General features: G+C 53.1%; 18 protein-coding genes. 8 read left to right on the forward strand and 10 right to left on the reverse strand.

Going from position 1 to position 14375, the window contains the following annotated elements; translation table 11 throughout:
- The first annotated feature begins 143 nt into the window (after positions 1 to 143).
- The gene (gene rlmD, locus BA6348_RS23925) at positions 144 to 1538 is read left to right on the forward strand and encodes a 23S rRNA (uracil(1939)-C(5))-methyltransferase RlmD (protein WP_122953270.1); all 1395 of its coding nucleotides are present in this window, start codon (positions 144 to 146) and stop codon (positions 1536 to 1538) included.
- 7 nt (positions 1539 to 1545) lie between these two features.
- Here rlmD and BA6348_RS27535 read toward each other — a convergent pair whose 3' ends face one another.
- Positions 1546 to 1878 carry a hypothetical protein gene (locus tag BA6348_RS27535; RefSeq protein WP_241752903.1) on the reverse strand — a complete coding sequence of 111 codons (333 nt, stop codon included), beginning with the start codon at positions 1876 to 1878 and terminating at the stop codon, positions 1546 to 1548.
- Between the two features lie 68 nt (positions 1879 to 1946).
- Between BA6348_RS27535 and BA6348_RS28135 the strand changes: the two genes are divergently transcribed.
- The 3 genes from BA6348_RS28135 to BA6348_RS23945 all read left to right on the forward strand — a co-directional run bounded on the left by BA6348_RS28135 (position 1947) and on the right by BA6348_RS23945 (position 4235).
- On the forward strand, positions 1947 to 2123 hold the full coding sequence (locus BA6348_RS28135) for a transposase (RefSeq protein WP_129552246.1): 177 nt from the start codon (positions 1947 to 1949) through the stop codon (positions 2121 to 2123).
- Between the two features lie 55 nt (positions 2124 to 2178).
- Positions 2179 to 3299, forward strand: a protein-coding gene (locus BA6348_RS23940; RefSeq protein ID WP_100225778.1) for an IS3 family transposase whose coding sequence is annotated in 2 segments (ribosomal slippage) — positions 2179 to 2428 and positions 2428 to 3299 — 1122 coding nt in all. Because the reading frame shifts where the segments join, the coding sequence is not laid out codon by codon here.
- A gap of 234 nt (positions 3300 to 3533) precedes the next feature.
- Complete coding sequence (locus BA6348_RS23945) at positions 3534 to 4235, forward strand: VanZ family protein (protein WP_005830095.1); 702 nt, start codon at positions 3534 to 3536, stop codon at positions 4233 to 4235.
- Positions 4236 to 4612: 377 nt separating this feature from the next.
- On the opposite strand, the gene BA6348_RS28140 is transcribed toward BA6348_RS23945, so the two are convergent.
- Positions 4613 to 4699 carry a putative holin-like toxin gene (locus tag BA6348_RS28140; protein WP_221175368.1) on the reverse strand — a complete coding sequence of 29 codons (87 nt, stop codon included), beginning with the start codon at positions 4697 to 4699 and terminating at the stop codon, positions 4613 to 4615.
- 261 nt (positions 4700 to 4960) lie between these two features.
- Between BA6348_RS28140 and BA6348_RS23955 the strand changes: the two genes are divergently transcribed.
- Both BA6348_RS23955 and BA6348_RS23960 read left to right on the forward strand, forming a co-directional pair.
- Positions 4961 to 5836 (forward strand): radical SAM/SPASM domain-containing protein, encoded by an 876-nt coding sequence (locus BA6348_RS23955; RefSeq protein ID WP_005830093.1) that lies wholly within the window; start codon positions 4961 to 4963, stop codon positions 5834 to 5836.
- 34 nt (positions 5837 to 5870) lie between these two features.
- Complete coding sequence (locus BA6348_RS23960) at positions 5871 to 6398, forward strand: DinB family protein (RefSeq protein ID WP_005830091.1); 528 nt, start codon at positions 5871 to 5873, stop codon at positions 6396 to 6398.
- A gap of 43 nt (positions 6399 to 6441) precedes the next feature.
- Here BA6348_RS23960 and BA6348_RS23965 read toward each other — a convergent pair whose 3' ends face one another.
- Positions 6442 to 7365 carry a GNAT family N-acetyltransferase gene (locus BA6348_RS23965; RefSeq protein WP_122953085.1) on the reverse strand — a complete coding sequence of 308 codons (924 nt, stop codon included), beginning with the start codon at positions 7363 to 7365 and terminating at the stop codon, positions 6442 to 6444.
- Between the two features lie 178 nt (positions 7366 to 7543).
- Here BA6348_RS23965 and BA6348_RS23970 point away from each other — a divergent pair, with 178 nt between their 5' ends.
- Together BA6348_RS23970 and BA6348_RS23975 are read left to right on the forward strand one after the other, a co-directional pair.
- A complete protein-coding gene (locus tag BA6348_RS23970; RefSeq protein ID WP_007779537.1) occupies positions 7544 to 8143 on the forward strand; it encodes a hypothetical protein in 600 nt (199 codons plus the stop codon).
- 95 nt (positions 8144 to 8238) lie between these two features.
- Complete coding sequence (locus BA6348_RS23975; RefSeq protein ID WP_122953086.1) at positions 8239 to 8685, forward strand: NUDIX domain-containing protein; 447 nt, start codon at positions 8239 to 8241, stop codon at positions 8683 to 8685.
- A 176-nt stretch (positions 8686 to 8861) separates the two neighbouring features.
- Here the strand turns inward: BA6348_RS23975 and BA6348_RS27540 are convergent, their stop codons facing one another.
- The 7 genes from BA6348_RS27540 to BA6348_RS24005 all read right to left on the reverse strand — a co-directional run bounded on the left by BA6348_RS27540 (position 8862) and on the right by BA6348_RS24005 (position 14303).
- The gene (locus tag BA6348_RS27540) at positions 8862 to 9098 is read right to left on the reverse strand and encodes an ankyrin repeat domain-containing protein (protein WP_005830083.1); all 237 of its coding nucleotides are present in this window, start codon (positions 9096 to 9098) and stop codon (positions 8862 to 8864) included.
- Complete coding sequence (locus tag BA6348_RS27545; protein ID WP_242507406.1) at positions 9071 to 9331, reverse strand: ankyrin repeat domain-containing protein; 261 nt, start codon at positions 9329 to 9331, stop codon at positions 9071 to 9073. Before BA6348_RS27545 ends, BA6348_RS27540 begins: the two co-directional genes overlap by 28 nt.
- Before the next feature lie 204 nt (positions 9332 to 9535).
- Complete coding sequence (locus tag BA6348_RS23985; RefSeq protein ID WP_007779530.1) at positions 9536 to 10021, reverse strand: RrF2 family transcriptional regulator; 486 nt, start codon at positions 10019 to 10021, stop codon at positions 9536 to 9538.
- A 19-nt stretch (positions 10022 to 10040) separates the two neighbouring features.
- The gene (locus BA6348_RS23990; protein WP_122953084.1) at positions 10041 to 10763 is read right to left on the reverse strand and encodes a DsbA family oxidoreductase; all 723 of its coding nucleotides are present in this window, start codon (positions 10761 to 10763) and stop codon (positions 10041 to 10043) included.
- A gap of 133 nt (positions 10764 to 10896) precedes the next feature.
- Entirely contained in the window at positions 10897 to 11538 is a 642-nt protein-coding gene (locus BA6348_RS23995) for an ABC transporter ATP-binding protein (RefSeq protein WP_005830076.1), read from the reverse strand.
- The gene (locus BA6348_RS24000; RefSeq protein WP_005830074.1) at positions 11535 to 13190 is read right to left on the reverse strand and encodes an ABC transporter permease; all 1656 of its coding nucleotides are present in this window, start codon (positions 13188 to 13190) and stop codon (positions 11535 to 11537) included. Before BA6348_RS24000 ends, BA6348_RS23995 begins: the two co-directional genes overlap by 4 nt.
- Positions 13191 to 13193: 3 nt before the next feature.
- Positions 13194 to 14303, reverse strand: coding sequence for a Fe(3+) ABC transporter substrate-binding protein (locus tag BA6348_RS24005; RefSeq protein WP_005830072.1), 1110 nt, complete (start codon positions 14301 to 14303; stop codon positions 13194 to 13196).
- Positions 14304 to 14375 lie beyond the last annotated feature (72 nt).

Genomic DNA, 14375 nt, shown 5'->3' on the forward strand with positions numbered 1-14375 from the left:
CTATTATAACAAAAACAAGGCTGCACAGGAAGTTGCCATTATTTGTGAGCACAGCGCCCGGATGCGTGTGCACCCTCCCCATGCAACAAGTCTCGCAATCAACTATAATGAAAGGATACTGAATCGTCCTGAGGAGAACAAAGATGCCAACACACAAAAAGGAACAAGAGACAACGATACGCGTCGGCCAGCAAATGACGCTCACCATAAAAAGTCTGGGAATCAACGGCGAAGGGATCGGCTACTTCAAACGGAAGATCGTCTTCGTCGAAGGCGCTCTCCCCGGAGAGGTCGTGCATGCCGAAGTGACGGAAGCGCGGGAAAAGTACGCAACGGCCCGGCTGCTGCGCGTCGTGGAGAAGTCTTCCGCGCGCACAGTCCCGCCCTGTCCGGTCTACAAGGAATGCGGCGGCTGTAGCCTGCAACACATGGACTATGCGGCACAGCTTGCGAGCAAGCAGGAAATCGTCATCGAGTCTCTGCGCAAATACGCCCGCCTGTCCGATCCCCCCGTCGCCCCGACCATCGGGATGGACAACCCGTGGTCGTACCGCAACAAGGCGCAGTTCCAGGTGGGCAAGCAAAACGGCAAGCTCATCGCCGGACTGTACCAGACAGGCAGCCACAAGCTCGTCGATCTGGAAGGCTGCCAGGTGCAGCACGAGGCGACGACCAAAATCGTGCAAGCCGCGAAAAAAATCATCGAGGAGCTGGGCATCCCCGTCTACGACGAGCGCAAGCGGACAGGCGTCATCCGCACGATCGTGGCGCGAGTAGCTTTTGCCACAGGCGAAACGCAGCTAACGCTGGTGACAGCCACCAAGGAAATTCCCCGCGTCAAGGAGCTGATCCTGGAGCTGCGCACGCGCCTGCCCGAGCTTGTCAGCATCGCGCAAAACGTTAATCCGCAAAAAACGTCGCTTGTCTTCGGCGACCAGACGTTCTCCCTGTGGGGCAGGCCCGCTATCGCGGAAAAGCTCGGGGAGCTGTCGTTTGACTTGTCGGCGCGCGCCTTTTTCCAACTGAATCCGGAGCAGACGAAGAAGCTGTACAACGAAGTGAAAAAGGCCGCCGCCTTGACTGGCAAGGAGCTTGTGCTCGACCTGTACTGCGGCACGGGCACGATCGGCCTGTGGCTCGCTCCGCATGCCCGCGAAGTGCGCGGCATCGAGCTGATCCCGGAAGCCGTCGAGGACGCCAACCGCAACGCGGCGCGCAACCAGGCGACAAACGCAAGCTTCCACGTAGGCCGCGCCGAGGTACTGATGCCAAAATGGGCCAAACAAGGCACGCGCCCGGACGTCGTTGTCGTCGACCCGCCGCGCACCGGGCTGGATGATGCGTTGATTCGTTCGCTGCTGGATGTGCAGCCAAAGCGGATTGTGTACGTGTCCTGCAACCCGTCGACATTGGCGAAGGACGTGGCGAAGCTGCTGCAGCGGTACGAGCTGGCGAGCGTGCAGCCGGTGGATATGTTTCCGCATACGGCGCATGTGGAGGTGACAGTGAGACTTGAAAGAAAAGATACAGCCAAGTAAACTGTACCTAATTTGAGGGGAGAGGGTGGGAAAGATTGTAGTGAATCTTAATCTTTCCGCCCTCGAACACTTCTATTTGGTGGATAAGCCTTTGTAGAACCTGCTTCAAAACTTGTTCATCTTCAATGTCAAGGTTAATGAAGCGTTCTACTTCTTTTTTAAAGGCTTGTAGCTGTTCATTGAGGTCTTTTCTTACTTCTAAACTGGATTGCAGTTCAGCCTTTTTGTTTGCAAGGTTTTGCTGTTGTTGGGTGATACGCTCATTTTGCTGTTTGAATTGTTCTGTTGTTATCGCCCCCTCAACGTGAAGGCTTAGTAACTTGTCACTTTTAAGCCCCAAAATTGGATTTGAGTCATACCCCCTTATCTTGTTAAGCTGATATCAGAAGAACAGAGGGGGATATTTTTATGCAACGGAGACGCTATTCAATCGAGTTCAAACAACAATTGATCCAGGAAGCCCACGAAGTAGGAAACGCTAGCCAAGTAGCCAGACGGCATGGGATAGACCCTAAAATGCTGTATCGATGGATACGTGACTCCAAACACGCAGATTGGCAGAATGGACAGGTTACACTTAGCTAGACAGGAAAATTAAGGTCAAGTAGACTACTACTAACATATCTGAGGAGAATCTACTATGACGAAAAAAGAAAGAAGGACATTTACGTCTGAATTTAAAGAACAGATGGTTCAGCTTTATAAGAATGGAAAGCCAAGAAAGGATATCATTCGTGAATATGAATTAACACCGTCTGCGCTTGACAAATGGGTCAAACAGAGTCAAACATCTGGTTCTTTCAAAGAGAAGGATAACCTTACCCCCGAGCAACAGGAACTTATCAAATTGCGGAAAGAAAATAAACAATTGCAAATGGAGAACGATATTTTAAAGCAAGCTGCGCTGATACTAGGACGAAAGTAAATGTGATTCGGAACAACCAGCACAAATACTCGATATCAGCAATGTGCAGAGTCCTACAATTACCAAGAAGTACATACTACTACGAGGCACAGGAAAAACACTCCGAAGATGAACTGGTCGAAACGATTACGGGAATCTTCCGCATCAGCCGCCATAACTACGGCACGCGTAAAATTAAGACGGAGTTAAAAAAGAAGGGCTTGATCGTATCCCGGCGGAGAATTGGCAGAATCATGAAAGAAAACGGACTTGTGTCATCGTATACCGTGGCTCAGTTCAAGCTTCACGTAGCGTCTTGCAATGAATCAAACGTGACAAACGAGCTTGATCGACAATTTGATCAGAGAGAACAACTGGCAGTTGTAGTGAGTGATCTGACATACGTGAGAGTCGCGCAAAAATGGCAATACGTATGTCTATTAGTCGATCTCTTTAACCGAGAAATTATTGGGTATAGTGCGGGACCACGCAAAGATGCAAAGCTGGTTTACCAGGCGATTGCATCCATTCAAACCGATTTAAACAGGATTCAAATGTTTCATACCGATCGTGGAAATGAGTTTAAAAATAAGCTCATAGATGAAGCACTGACAGCTTTCCGTATCAAGCGTTCCCTTAGTATGAAAGGCTGTCCGTATGATAATGCAGTAGCCGAAGCAACATTCAAAATCTTTAAAACTGAGTTTGTTAAAGGTCGGCATTTTGAAAGTTTAGAAAAACTAGTGCTGGAGTTATCCGACTACGTGCATTGGTACAATCATATCAGAATCCATGGCTCACTCGGTTATCTAACTCCTGTCGAGTACAAACTTGAACACCTTAAAAAAGTTGTCTAGTTTAGTGTTGACAATCCAGTTCAACAACCGTGACTCCTAATAGCGGCAACTTCTCGAAAAGTTTTGGTTCTCGAAGTGATGCAGCTCAATACTACATTGAGGCCGATAAAGGTAGCCTTGATTATTGGACAGTCAAAGGATCAGGTACTTTACAGACAAAGTAATGAAATTGCATACTAACGGCGGCTGATCGATACCGCCGTTACATCCCTTATACATAAGGAGAGGATTCACTTGCTGCTCTTCGAACGAGCTCCGTTGTTCATTGGCCTTGCCGCGATACTGATTTCAGCAATCATTCTTCGACTGGCGTGGAAAAAAAAGTATGGCTTTCTGTTCTTCTATACACTATTTTGTGTCTATGTCTTGCATCTTGGTAAGTATACACTCTTTCCGATTCCGATTGACCCGAGATTGATTGCTGACAAGGCTCGAGTGGCCAATACCTTCGCAGAAGAAATGAACCTGATTCCCTTTTTCTTTCCAGCAGGTTTTGGATTGGCAGACATGCAGGTTTTATTAAATATCGCATTAACCGTACCATTCGGATTTGGAATTTCGTTTTTAGGCAAGACTCACCTGCGAAAAATAGTTCTTCTCGGATTACTCGTTGGATGTACCATTGAATCGCTTCAACTTTTGATAGGTTTAGCTCTAGGATTTCCGTATCGCTATGTCGACATCAACGACGTAATCATGAACTTCCTCGGTGTCGTGATTGGATATGGGATTTTCCGGCTGTTTTCAATCGTTTTTATCAAAGTAACGAAAAAACCTCATTTCACGTCGGTTGTGCCACTTACGATTACGAATCAGCCCGACACCTCCGTTTCATCACTTATCGTCCGCATTGGACAAGCCAGCGTTGAGATTCGTTCAGGCTTCGCTCCTCACTTGCTCCGCAAAATCGTGCACGTCCTCGAAGCGCCATGCTGACGCTACCAAGCGTTGGTGCTTCTTGGGCATGCCCGAGCATTCACGGCTCTGGAGTAGTGTTTACAGTCGATTCTGCCGTTAAAAAACAGGTGTTTTTGATCGAATGCTTGATGTTTTCCATTGCACCTGTTTTGATTGAATTACTTGCTCTATACGAAGGAGGGTGTTTTTGTCCAAGTTGGCTGGTTTGCTGTTCAAAAATTGACATATCCCGCAAACTGATCTATCCTAAAATTAACAGTAGCTGTATATACTACAAAGAAGACCGCCCCGGCGGCAACCGGAACGGTCCATGCAATAGCATATCCCCTGCCAAGGGGTGCGGCTCCATTCGTTACATGAGAAGTAACCGCCAGAGTTGGTAGCTCAAGGGGCGGTTACTTCTTTTTTCTGTCGAAGGACAAGATCAACACGATCAACGTTGCAAATGAAATCATCAACGTCAGTGCTTGATAGACCTCCATATTCTCACCCCCTCCCTGTTCGGGATAGAGAGTGAGCCGCCGCCCCTCGGGAGCCTATGCTATTGCAGGAAGATTATACCACATGTTTTCAGAACTTTTCTACAACTACAACCTTTCTCCAGATGCGTCGCTCACGCACGGCGAGAGAGCATTGCGACAACTGCCCCCCATAATACACCGTTACCCCTCCCCCGCCTCCTATGGTACTATGTGAGGTATATTCGCACTTCACAATAGGACAACTGGAATGGGGACAATATTTTGAAAACGTTTAAAAAAGTTTATATAGAAATTACGAGCATCTGCAATCTCGCCTGTACGTTTTGCCCGCCGACGGAGCGCAAGGCTACGTTTATCTCGGTGGACAGCTTCGCGAAGCGGCTGGATGAGATCAGGCCGCACACCCGGCACATTTACTTGCACGTAAAAGGAGAGCCGCTGCTCCATCCGAAAATCGACGAGCTGCTCGACATCAGCCATGAAAAAGGCTTCAAGGTCAACATTACGACCAACGGCACATTGATTGCGAAAAATCGGCATAAGCTGCTGGGGAAGCCAGCGCTAAGGCAGATGAACTTTTCGCTGCACAGCTTTGACGGCCACCTCGGCTCGACCGACCGTGAAGGTTACTTGCGGGAGATTCTCTCCTTCGTCCGCGACGCTGCGGAGCACAAAGTCATCTTTTCCTTCCGCCTGTGGAATTTGACCCAAAACAACATCACGAACATTCAAAAGAGCAGAAACCGCCAGACGCTTGCAATCATCGAAAAAGAATTTGCGCTCGATTACCAGATCGAAGAAAAGGTCGAGCCGGGTAGCGGCGTAAAAATCGCCGAGCGCGTCTACTTGAACCAGGACCATGAGTTTCAGTGGCCGAGCATGACAGCTCCACGCGACGAGGGCCGGGGCTTTTGCCACGCCTTGCGCAGCCAGGCGGCGATTCTGGTCGACGGGACAGTCGTTCCGTGCTGTCTGGACGGGGAGGGCGTCATCAACCTGGGCAATATTCAGCAAGCGTCGTTTACGGACATCGTGGAAGGCGAGCGGGCCAATGCCATCGTCGAAGGGTTTTCTCGCAGGGAGGCTGTCGAGGAACTGTGCAGAAGATGTGGATATCGCCAACGTTTTGGCGCGTAGTGGATCAACCTGAATCGGACAAGGGGGCGTTTTGATGAATTTCAGCATGCATGAAGCTGTCGAGGTGTTGGAGCGTACGCCGTTGCTGCTGCAACAATTTTTATCCGGTCTATCGACGGGGTGGCTGACCTGTAACGAGGGCGAGGACACGTGGAACGCCGTGGAAGTGCTGGAGCATTTGATCGAGGCAGAGCGAACGAACTGGATACCGCGGCTGGAACTGATTTTGCAGGAAGGCGACAGCAAGCCGTTTCCCCCTTTTGATCGCTTTTCGCACCTGAACCGACGCACGGAGCAGTCGCTGGCGGAAAAGTTGCGCGAATTTACAGCGATTCGCCAGCAAAATATCGCTAGGCTGACGGAGCTGATCGATCCAGCGCTGCACCTGGAGCTGACTGGCCTGCACCCGGCATTCGGCGCGGTAAAAGCGCGGGAGCTGATTTCCACCTGGGTCGTCCACGACTTGACACACATCGCGCAAATCGTGCGGGTCATGGCGAAACGATACGGAACGGACGTCGGGCCGTGGAAAGCGTATTTGGGCATTTTGCAAAACAAATGACGCTTCCGGCAAAACCATGAGGGGATGGATTTCCCCCTCTTTTTTATGCCAGCTCTGTAAAATACCTGACCTCTTCGCTCTCCACATAAAAGCCGACCGACTCGTAAAGGAACAAAGCCGACTGATTGGTCGTCAGCACCGTCAGGCAGGCGTACGGCAGTCCATGTGCCTGCAAGTAAGCAAGTCCCTGCGTCAGCAAAAACTTGGCGAAGCCGCGCTGCCTCCACGGTTCGCGGACAAACACATCCTCAATAACCCCGTGCTCCTCCTCTTGCCACGCCATTAACCCGGCTGCGAGCGTGCGTTTTTGCCGGATGACGAGCGATGTCCAGAGCGGTTGCTTTTTGTATTCGGCGAGCCGTTCCGCCCCAAGCGGCGTGTCCGGCCAAATCTCCGCTTCCACCTGCAAATATTGCCGTTCCTCTTCAGGCGTCTCCATCTGCCACGGCGCAAACTGAAAAGCTTCGTCCAAAGCCCTCTCGCCAACAGGCTGATCGAGCTCGCGCCGCATCCGAAACAGGCTGTTCAGGTGGCGGAAGCCTTGCCGGATAAAAAACCCGTTGTTGGCCGCTGCCGTCGAGTCGTTGCCCACACACAAAATCGTGTTGTACTCCTGCGACAAGCTCTGCTTTAGCTCGCTAGCCTTTTGATAGAGCAGACGGTACAGCTTTTCCAGCAGCTCGTCGTCGTCCTCCCTCTCCGGTACAGTTTTCAGGTTGAGGTAGATCGCATGTTTGTTTTCCGGCAGCCGTCCGGGTGGCACGACATTAATGATACTGACCTGTCCCTTGGCCACCATCCTCCCGCCCTCGAATGCGCAGTAAACGTTGCCCCAGTTTTCTTCATCGCCCACCCACCAAAAAGTGGCGTTTTCTTTTGCCGTCACAGACTTGTACAGCGCGCCAAGCAATGGCATGTCTTCCTGTTGAAAATGGCGGATCATCGTCTTCGTGGATGGTTGGCTCATGCCTAATCACTCGCTTCCTTGTTATTCCCACCACTATAGCACCATTTCCCGAAAATTCCCTATTTTTTCGCGATGTCTTCCACTGTGTGATAAAATGCTAGATAGTTCCAAATGCCAGGCCAACGTTTGGCGAAAATGCTTGGCCGCATCGACTTTTTCAGCCCAAGGAGAGCCGCCCGTGAAAAAACTCGACCAGTTGCAGCTTGAGCATTTTCAACAGATGGAGCAGCTTGAGCTTCAATATTATAGCGCCGATTTCATTACGCCCAGCCAGGAAAGCTACAACTGGTACTGCTTCCGCCCGGACAGCATCGTCGCGATCGAAGCGGATAACCGCGTCGTCGCTTTCCTGAATTTGCTCCCGGTAAAAAAACATGTCTACGAGCAAATCGTCGCCGGCCGCTTCAACGACAGCTTGATGACGACTGCGGATATCGAAAATCCGGAGCAGTCGCCGGAGTCGGCGTATTATTTTTTGTCCTGTGTCGTTGTCGCTGATGCTTACCGGAAAAGTGCTGCCTTGCCGCTGATGCTCCACCATTATCTCGGCGTGCTGGATGGCGTGGCCGCAAGCGGCATTCGCATTCACTCCATCGCGATGGAGGCGGTGACCGCTGCCGGCAATCGGTTTGCGGAGCGGCTCGGCATGCGGCTTTTGTGTGAGAGCGACCATGATTCGCACGTCTACGCATGCGACTACGCAACTTTCCGAGAGCACGTGCATGCCCGCTATCCGCTGCCGGAAGCACAGCCCGGGCAAGCCGATGACCCGCAATAGCCAGACAAGAGGGCGGCGACTCGGTGCTGTCGCTCGCCATCCAGCGAGGAAACGAAAACGTCGCGAACTTTTTTGCGGCAACAAGGAGCGAAGCAATGACAACGAATGCGAATACAGCGGCACTTCCCCGCTTGGGCGTAGGCGCGGTGATCCGCAACGAGCACGACGAGATATTGCTCGTGTGGCGCAATCGTCATCCGGAGAAAGATACATGGAGCATTCCGGGTGGAAAAGTCGATCCGTACGAGCCGCTTGAGGCGTCAATCATCCGCGAAGTGAAAGAAGAAGTGAATCTCGACGTCGAAATTACCGGCTTGCTCTGCATGGCCGAGACGATCCGGCCGGACGAGGCAGAGCATTGGGTGTCCGCCATCTACGAAGTCCAAGTGCAAGCGGGAACCGCACGCAACATGGAGGAAGGCGGAGCGATCGGAGCAGTCAAATGGTTCTCCCTCGCCGAGCTTCCCGCCAATCTCGCTTGCTTCACCGTGCCTGCAATCGAGCAGTTGCAAAAACGAACAGAACAGACAAGCTGTTCCTGAAAAAAGGACTGCGCAATCCTGGTGCGCAGTCATGTTCGAGACTGCCACGTTTTTTTCATACTTTTCCCTACTGATCCACAGATGCGGTCGACCGCCCGCCTTCCAGCAGCGAGACACCTGGCGCGGGGAGTGGCGTGCAGCGGGGGTGCAACGTGTGGCGGACGCCATGCCGCACGTTAGCCAAGCAGCAAGGCAATCTCCTCTTCCTCGCGCCCCCGGGCGATAGCGAGCGGGGTCAGCCCCCGTTTGTCCCTCCGCGCTTTGTCCGCTCCATGCTCCAGCAATACTTCGATGACATCCAGCCGCTCCTCTCCGTCTGCTACTTGCGTGTGCAGCGGCGTGCTCCCGTCGTCCGCCGCTGCGTTCACGTCTGCTCCGTGCCGGATCAGGAGGGCGGCAATCTGCGGATACAAAACGATATGCAGCGGGGTAATTCCTCGTCGTTACTGGCGCGGACATCTGCTCCTTGTCCTAGCAAAAATTCGATCAGCTCCTCGTTCTCCGTCATGACGGCCGCATGCAGCACGGAAAACTCGTACTCATCCTTGCCGTGAATCAAGGCAGGCTGCTTCTGCAAAATTCGTTTTACTTCGTCGAAATCGTCCATTTCCGCTGCCTCGTACAAATCCTCGAACGTATATGCCATCTTCAACGCCTACCTTTCCATGCAAACGATCGGGGAAAGCGCTGCTCGTACAGCCGCGTCAGCTTCTGCACCTTCGCCCACGCTCCCTTTTCCGTGTGAGAAAACTTGGCTGCGCCAAGTTATTCGTGCAGCCTTGGTTGCACTTATCCGGAATAAGAGTCTTACCCATTCTTATCTGTACCAAAAAACCGACTCCTGCTACTGCTACAAGAGTCGGTTTTCCTGCTTGATCTCCAACAGTTCCTCGCTTGGGCCTACCTGCCCGAAGCCGATGCTGTCCATCACATCCGCCAGCGTGTACTGCCCGAGAAACAACACAAGCTGCTGCTCGGCCTGGTTCATCAGCGCCTCCAGATGGCGGTCCAGTTGCACGCCAACCTCGCCGCAATCCAGCTCCTCCTGACTGTCTTCCTCGCGTTCGTCCGGAAGGGAGCGGTAAATATCGGCGAGCGTCAACTCCTTCGGGCACCTCGTCATGTAGTAACCGCCGTCGCGTCCTTCCTTTGCCTCCACGATGCCAGCCCGGTTCAACTGGGCCATGACTCGGCGCAAAAAAGTCGCATGCGTCTTCACCTGTGCGGCAATGGCGGAGCTGGACAGCACACCGCCGCTTTGCGCCAGCCAGACCAGCACGTGCACGGCAATCCGGAAGCGCGGCTTGGCAATCTGATCGATTCGATTCAGCTTCATGCAACCACAACCTCGCCGTTTACAGCTTGCAGGAACCGTCCGCGCAGTTGTCCCCGGCTGTCTTTTCCTTTTCATCCTGACCGACAAGCGTCAGAGGGGCAGCGGCGTTTTCTTCTTCCCATACTTTGTCCAGCACTCCCAGGAACACTTCGTCCGGCTGAGCGCCGGAAACCGCGTATTTGTTGTTGAACACGAAGAACGGCACGCCTTTGATGCCGATTTCAGCGCCTCTGCGCTTGTCTTCCTGCACCTTGTCGCTGTACTCGCCGCTTTTCAGCATGGCGAGTGCCGCTTCGCGGTCCAGCCCGACCTCGGAGGCAAGCTGCGCCAGCACCTCGTGGTCTCCCAGGTGAAGCGACTCGGTGAAGTACGCTTTCAGGAGGCGCTCCTTCATTTCCGTCATTTTGCCATGGGCAGCGGCAAAGTGAGCCAGACGGTGCGCGTCAAACGTATTCGTCGGAATCATCGTGTCAAAATGATAGTCGAGCCCGACGCTTTTTGCTTGCTGGGCCACGCGATCATTCATGCTTTTGGCCTGTTCCAGCGGCATGCCGTATTTGCTAGCGAGCACGCTGTGTATGTCCATATTCGTATCGCGCTCCATGGTCGGATCGAGCTGGAAGCTGCGGTAGACGATTTCTACCTGATCCTTGTTCGGGAATTGCGACAGTGCGCCTTCCAGATGGCGCTTGCCGATATAGCAAAACGGGCAGGCAAAATCAGACCACACTTCTACTTTCATGTATGCATCCTCCTCATATTCAACGGTTCAGCGGCAATCGCGCCAAACCGTAAACTGCAATCGTCACAAGCACATTATACACGATGCAGGGGAATGCTGCTGAACTTTTCAGGAGGAAGCGACACTTTGCCCGTCAGCGAGCCATGCGGATGATCCGGTCGCAGATCGTCTCCGCATCTTCTCTGTCATGGGTCACCAGTATCGTCGTGATGCGCGCTGCCCGCAGCAACTCCTGCAATTCCTCGCGTATTTTCTTTTTCAACTCTGCGTCCAGATTGCTGAACGGCTCATCCATCAACAGAATGGCGGGTCGAGGTGCCAACGCTCTGGCAAAAGCCACCCGCTGCTGCTGCCCGCCGCTCAGCTCATGCGGGTAGCGCTTGCCGAAGCTCTCCATTTGCACGAGAGCAAGCATTTCCCGAAGCCGTACCTCCCGTTCTTTTTTCGTCAGTCGATGCAGTCCAAACAAAATATTTTGCTCGACCGTCAAATGCGGAAACAGCGCATAGTCCTGAAAAATCATTCCGACTCCGCGATGCTCAGGCTCGACGAACTGCCGCGCATCGACCAGCACCCGTCCGTCGATGAGGATTCGTCCGCCCGCAGGAGCTTCCAGCCCCGCGATCAAGCGCAGCAGCGTGCTTTTTCCACAGCCGCTGTTTCCCAAAATCCCGACGATCTCGCCCTGCTCCATGCGCAGCGAAAAATTGCGCACGACAGGCCCGCTCCCCGCTCCGTAGCCAAACGTGATATTGTCCAGTTGAAAAAAGCTCATTTTGCCTGTCTCTCCCCTACCCAGTGATAAAAAAAGACGGAAACGATGCCGACCGCGACGATGAACAGCGACGGAATCGACGCTTGCTGGATTTGCTCATCGCTTGCGTATTGGTACGCCTTCGTCGCCAGCGTTTCGAAGTTGTAGGGGCGGAGCAGCAAAGTCAGCGGCAGCTCCTTGACAATCTCCATGAACACGAGAATAACCCCGGTCATGACCGCCCCTTTGATGAGCGGCAAATCGACCTTGAAAAAAGTCCGGGTCATCCCCATGCCGAGCATTCGCGCCGCCTCCGAATAGCGGTTTCCCGTCTTCTCAAAGCCGGCTTCGACCGCATTGAAGCCGACCGCCAAAAAGCGGATGATATAGGCAAAAACGAGCATGAACAGCGACATGCTAATCACCAGCTTGCCCTCTGGAAAGCCCAGCCAGGCGTACAGCGGACCCAGCTCTTTGTCGAGCGAAATCACGACGGCCAGCACGCCGATTGACAGCACCGCCCCCGGAATCGAGTACCCCATGGAAATCAGCCGCGTCATAACCATGGCGAATACAGATGTGCGGGAATAGCGAATGACGTTGGCGACCGTGACCGCAAGCAGCATCAGGAGCGCGATGGAAACAACAGAGATCGACAGCGTATTGGTCAAAAGCTGCACGAACCGCTCGTTCAGCACTTCCTGATACGTCCATGTTGCCCAGACCGCAAGCTGTGCCACAGGAATGAAAAAAGAAAGGGAAACGATCGCGATACAAAAGCATAGCGCGGCATACATGGGCAGCCCTGTCAGCTTTCTTCTGCGCAGCGTCGTGACCCGGTTCGTCGGCGAGCTGAACTTTTTGCGCTTGCGCACCAGCCGCTCCACGACAAAAATGCCGATAATCAGGCTCATCAGCCAGGCAGCCAGACGGATTGCCGAATCGACGTCGTACATGCCGAACCACGTCTTGAAAATCGCCGTTGTAAACGACTGAATGCCGAAGTGGTTAGTCACGCCAAAGTCGTTCAGCACCTCAAACGCGACCAGGCTCGCTCCCCCCGCAATAGCGGCCTGCGAGAGCGGCAACACGATGCGAAAAAAGATGTGAACCGAGTTTTTCCCCAGCAATCGGGCGTTTTCAATGAACGCCGCGCTCTGCTTTTCCAGAAACGTTTTCGTAATCAAGTACACGTACGGAAACAAAAACAGCGTGAAAATAAAAATGGCGCCCTTCATGGACATGATGTCAAAGTAGCGCTGATCGAACGTCCAGCCCCAGCCATTTCGCAAAAAAGTCTGGATGCTTCCGGTATAGCTCAGCATGTTGCCGTACGTGTAGGCCGCAATATACGGCGGGATCGCCAGCGGCAGCACGAAGGCGAACGCGAAAAAACGGCGCAGCGGAAAATCGTAGGCAGCCACCAGCCAGGCGAGCGAAACGCCTACGATGATCGTACAGGCTCCTGTTCCCAAGACGAGCCACAGCGATTCCAGGGCGTAATCGAGGAGCATGTACTCCTGAATGTGCTGCCAGTTTTCATTCGTGTGCGCAAACAGGCCGAGCAAAATGTAAAGAGACGGGAGAAGGGCCAAAATGGCCCCTGTCACGCTCAGCGCTACCCACCCGTTCAGCTTCCGTTTCAGGCTTCTTCGCAACGCAGCTCCCGTCATCGTTTATTTCCACCCTGCTTTGTTCATCAGCTCAACCGCTTTTTTGTTGTGCTCGCCAAGCTTGGCAAAATTGAGCTGCTGCGTCTTGAACTCGCCCCATTCTTTCAACAAGGCCGGCTTCTCCGCCTCCGCATTCACCGGGAACTCAAAGCTGCCTTGCGTCAACATCGACTGGCCTTCCTTGCTCGTGATGTATTCGATCAGCTTGACGGCGTTGTCTTTGTTTTTCGCATGCTTGGTCAAGCCGATGCCGCTAATGTTCACGTGCGTACCTGTCGTGTTTTGGTTCGGGAAAAAGACGCCGACGCTTTCTGCGACTTTCACTTCTTCCGCGTCTTTGGAATGCAGCATTTGCCCGACGTAGTACGTGTTCATCAGAGCGACATCTCCGACTTTGGCCGCGATCGCTTTCGCCTGGTCGCGGTCTCCGCCCTCTGGCTTGCGCGCCAGGTTGTTCGCCAGGCCCGTTGCCCAATCTTGCGCCGCCTGTTCGCCATTCAGCTCGATAAAGGAAGCGACCAATGACTGGTTGTACAAATTCGAGGAAGAACGAACGAGCACTTTGCCCTTCCATTTGTCGCTCGCCAAATCTTCATAGGTGGACAAATCTTCCGGCTTCACGCGGTCTTTTGCGTAGACGATCACGCGCGCGCGGGTCGCCATGCCGATCCATTCGTTGTCAGGATCGCGCCATTGGCTCGGCACGTTTTTTTCCACCTCTGCGGAGGCGATTGGCTGCAGAACGCCGTTTTGCTTGGCGTAGTTCAGCACGCCGCCGTCCACGGTGATGAACAAATCCGCCTCCGAGCTTTCGCCTTCGCGCTTCAGGCGCTCCACCAGTTCCTCGGCTGTGCCTTTTACTTCATTGACCTTGATCCCCGTCTGTTTGGTGAACTCGGCAAACAGCTTGCTGTCTATCTCGTAGTGCCTTGCCGTAAATACGTTGACGACCTGGTCCTTGTCCTTCGCCGCCGTCTCCTCCGCTTTTGGCGCGGTAGTGCCGGCTTGCGGCTGGCTCGCGCTGCTCTCTCCCTGACCAGCTCCGCAGCCCGCCATGAATGGCACAGTCAGCATCGTAAAGAGCATGAGACTGAGCATGCTTGTTTTTCTCATTTTCGAATCTTCCCCTTTGCCTCAAGTTGTTTTGATAATGAATATCATTTCCAATCGACAAGGCTTATTGTA

Origin of the sequence: Brevibacillus agri, assembly GCF_004117055.1 — a bacterium.
Lineage (GTDB): Bacteria > Bacillota > Bacilli > Brevibacillales > Brevibacillaceae > Brevibacillus > Brevibacillus agri.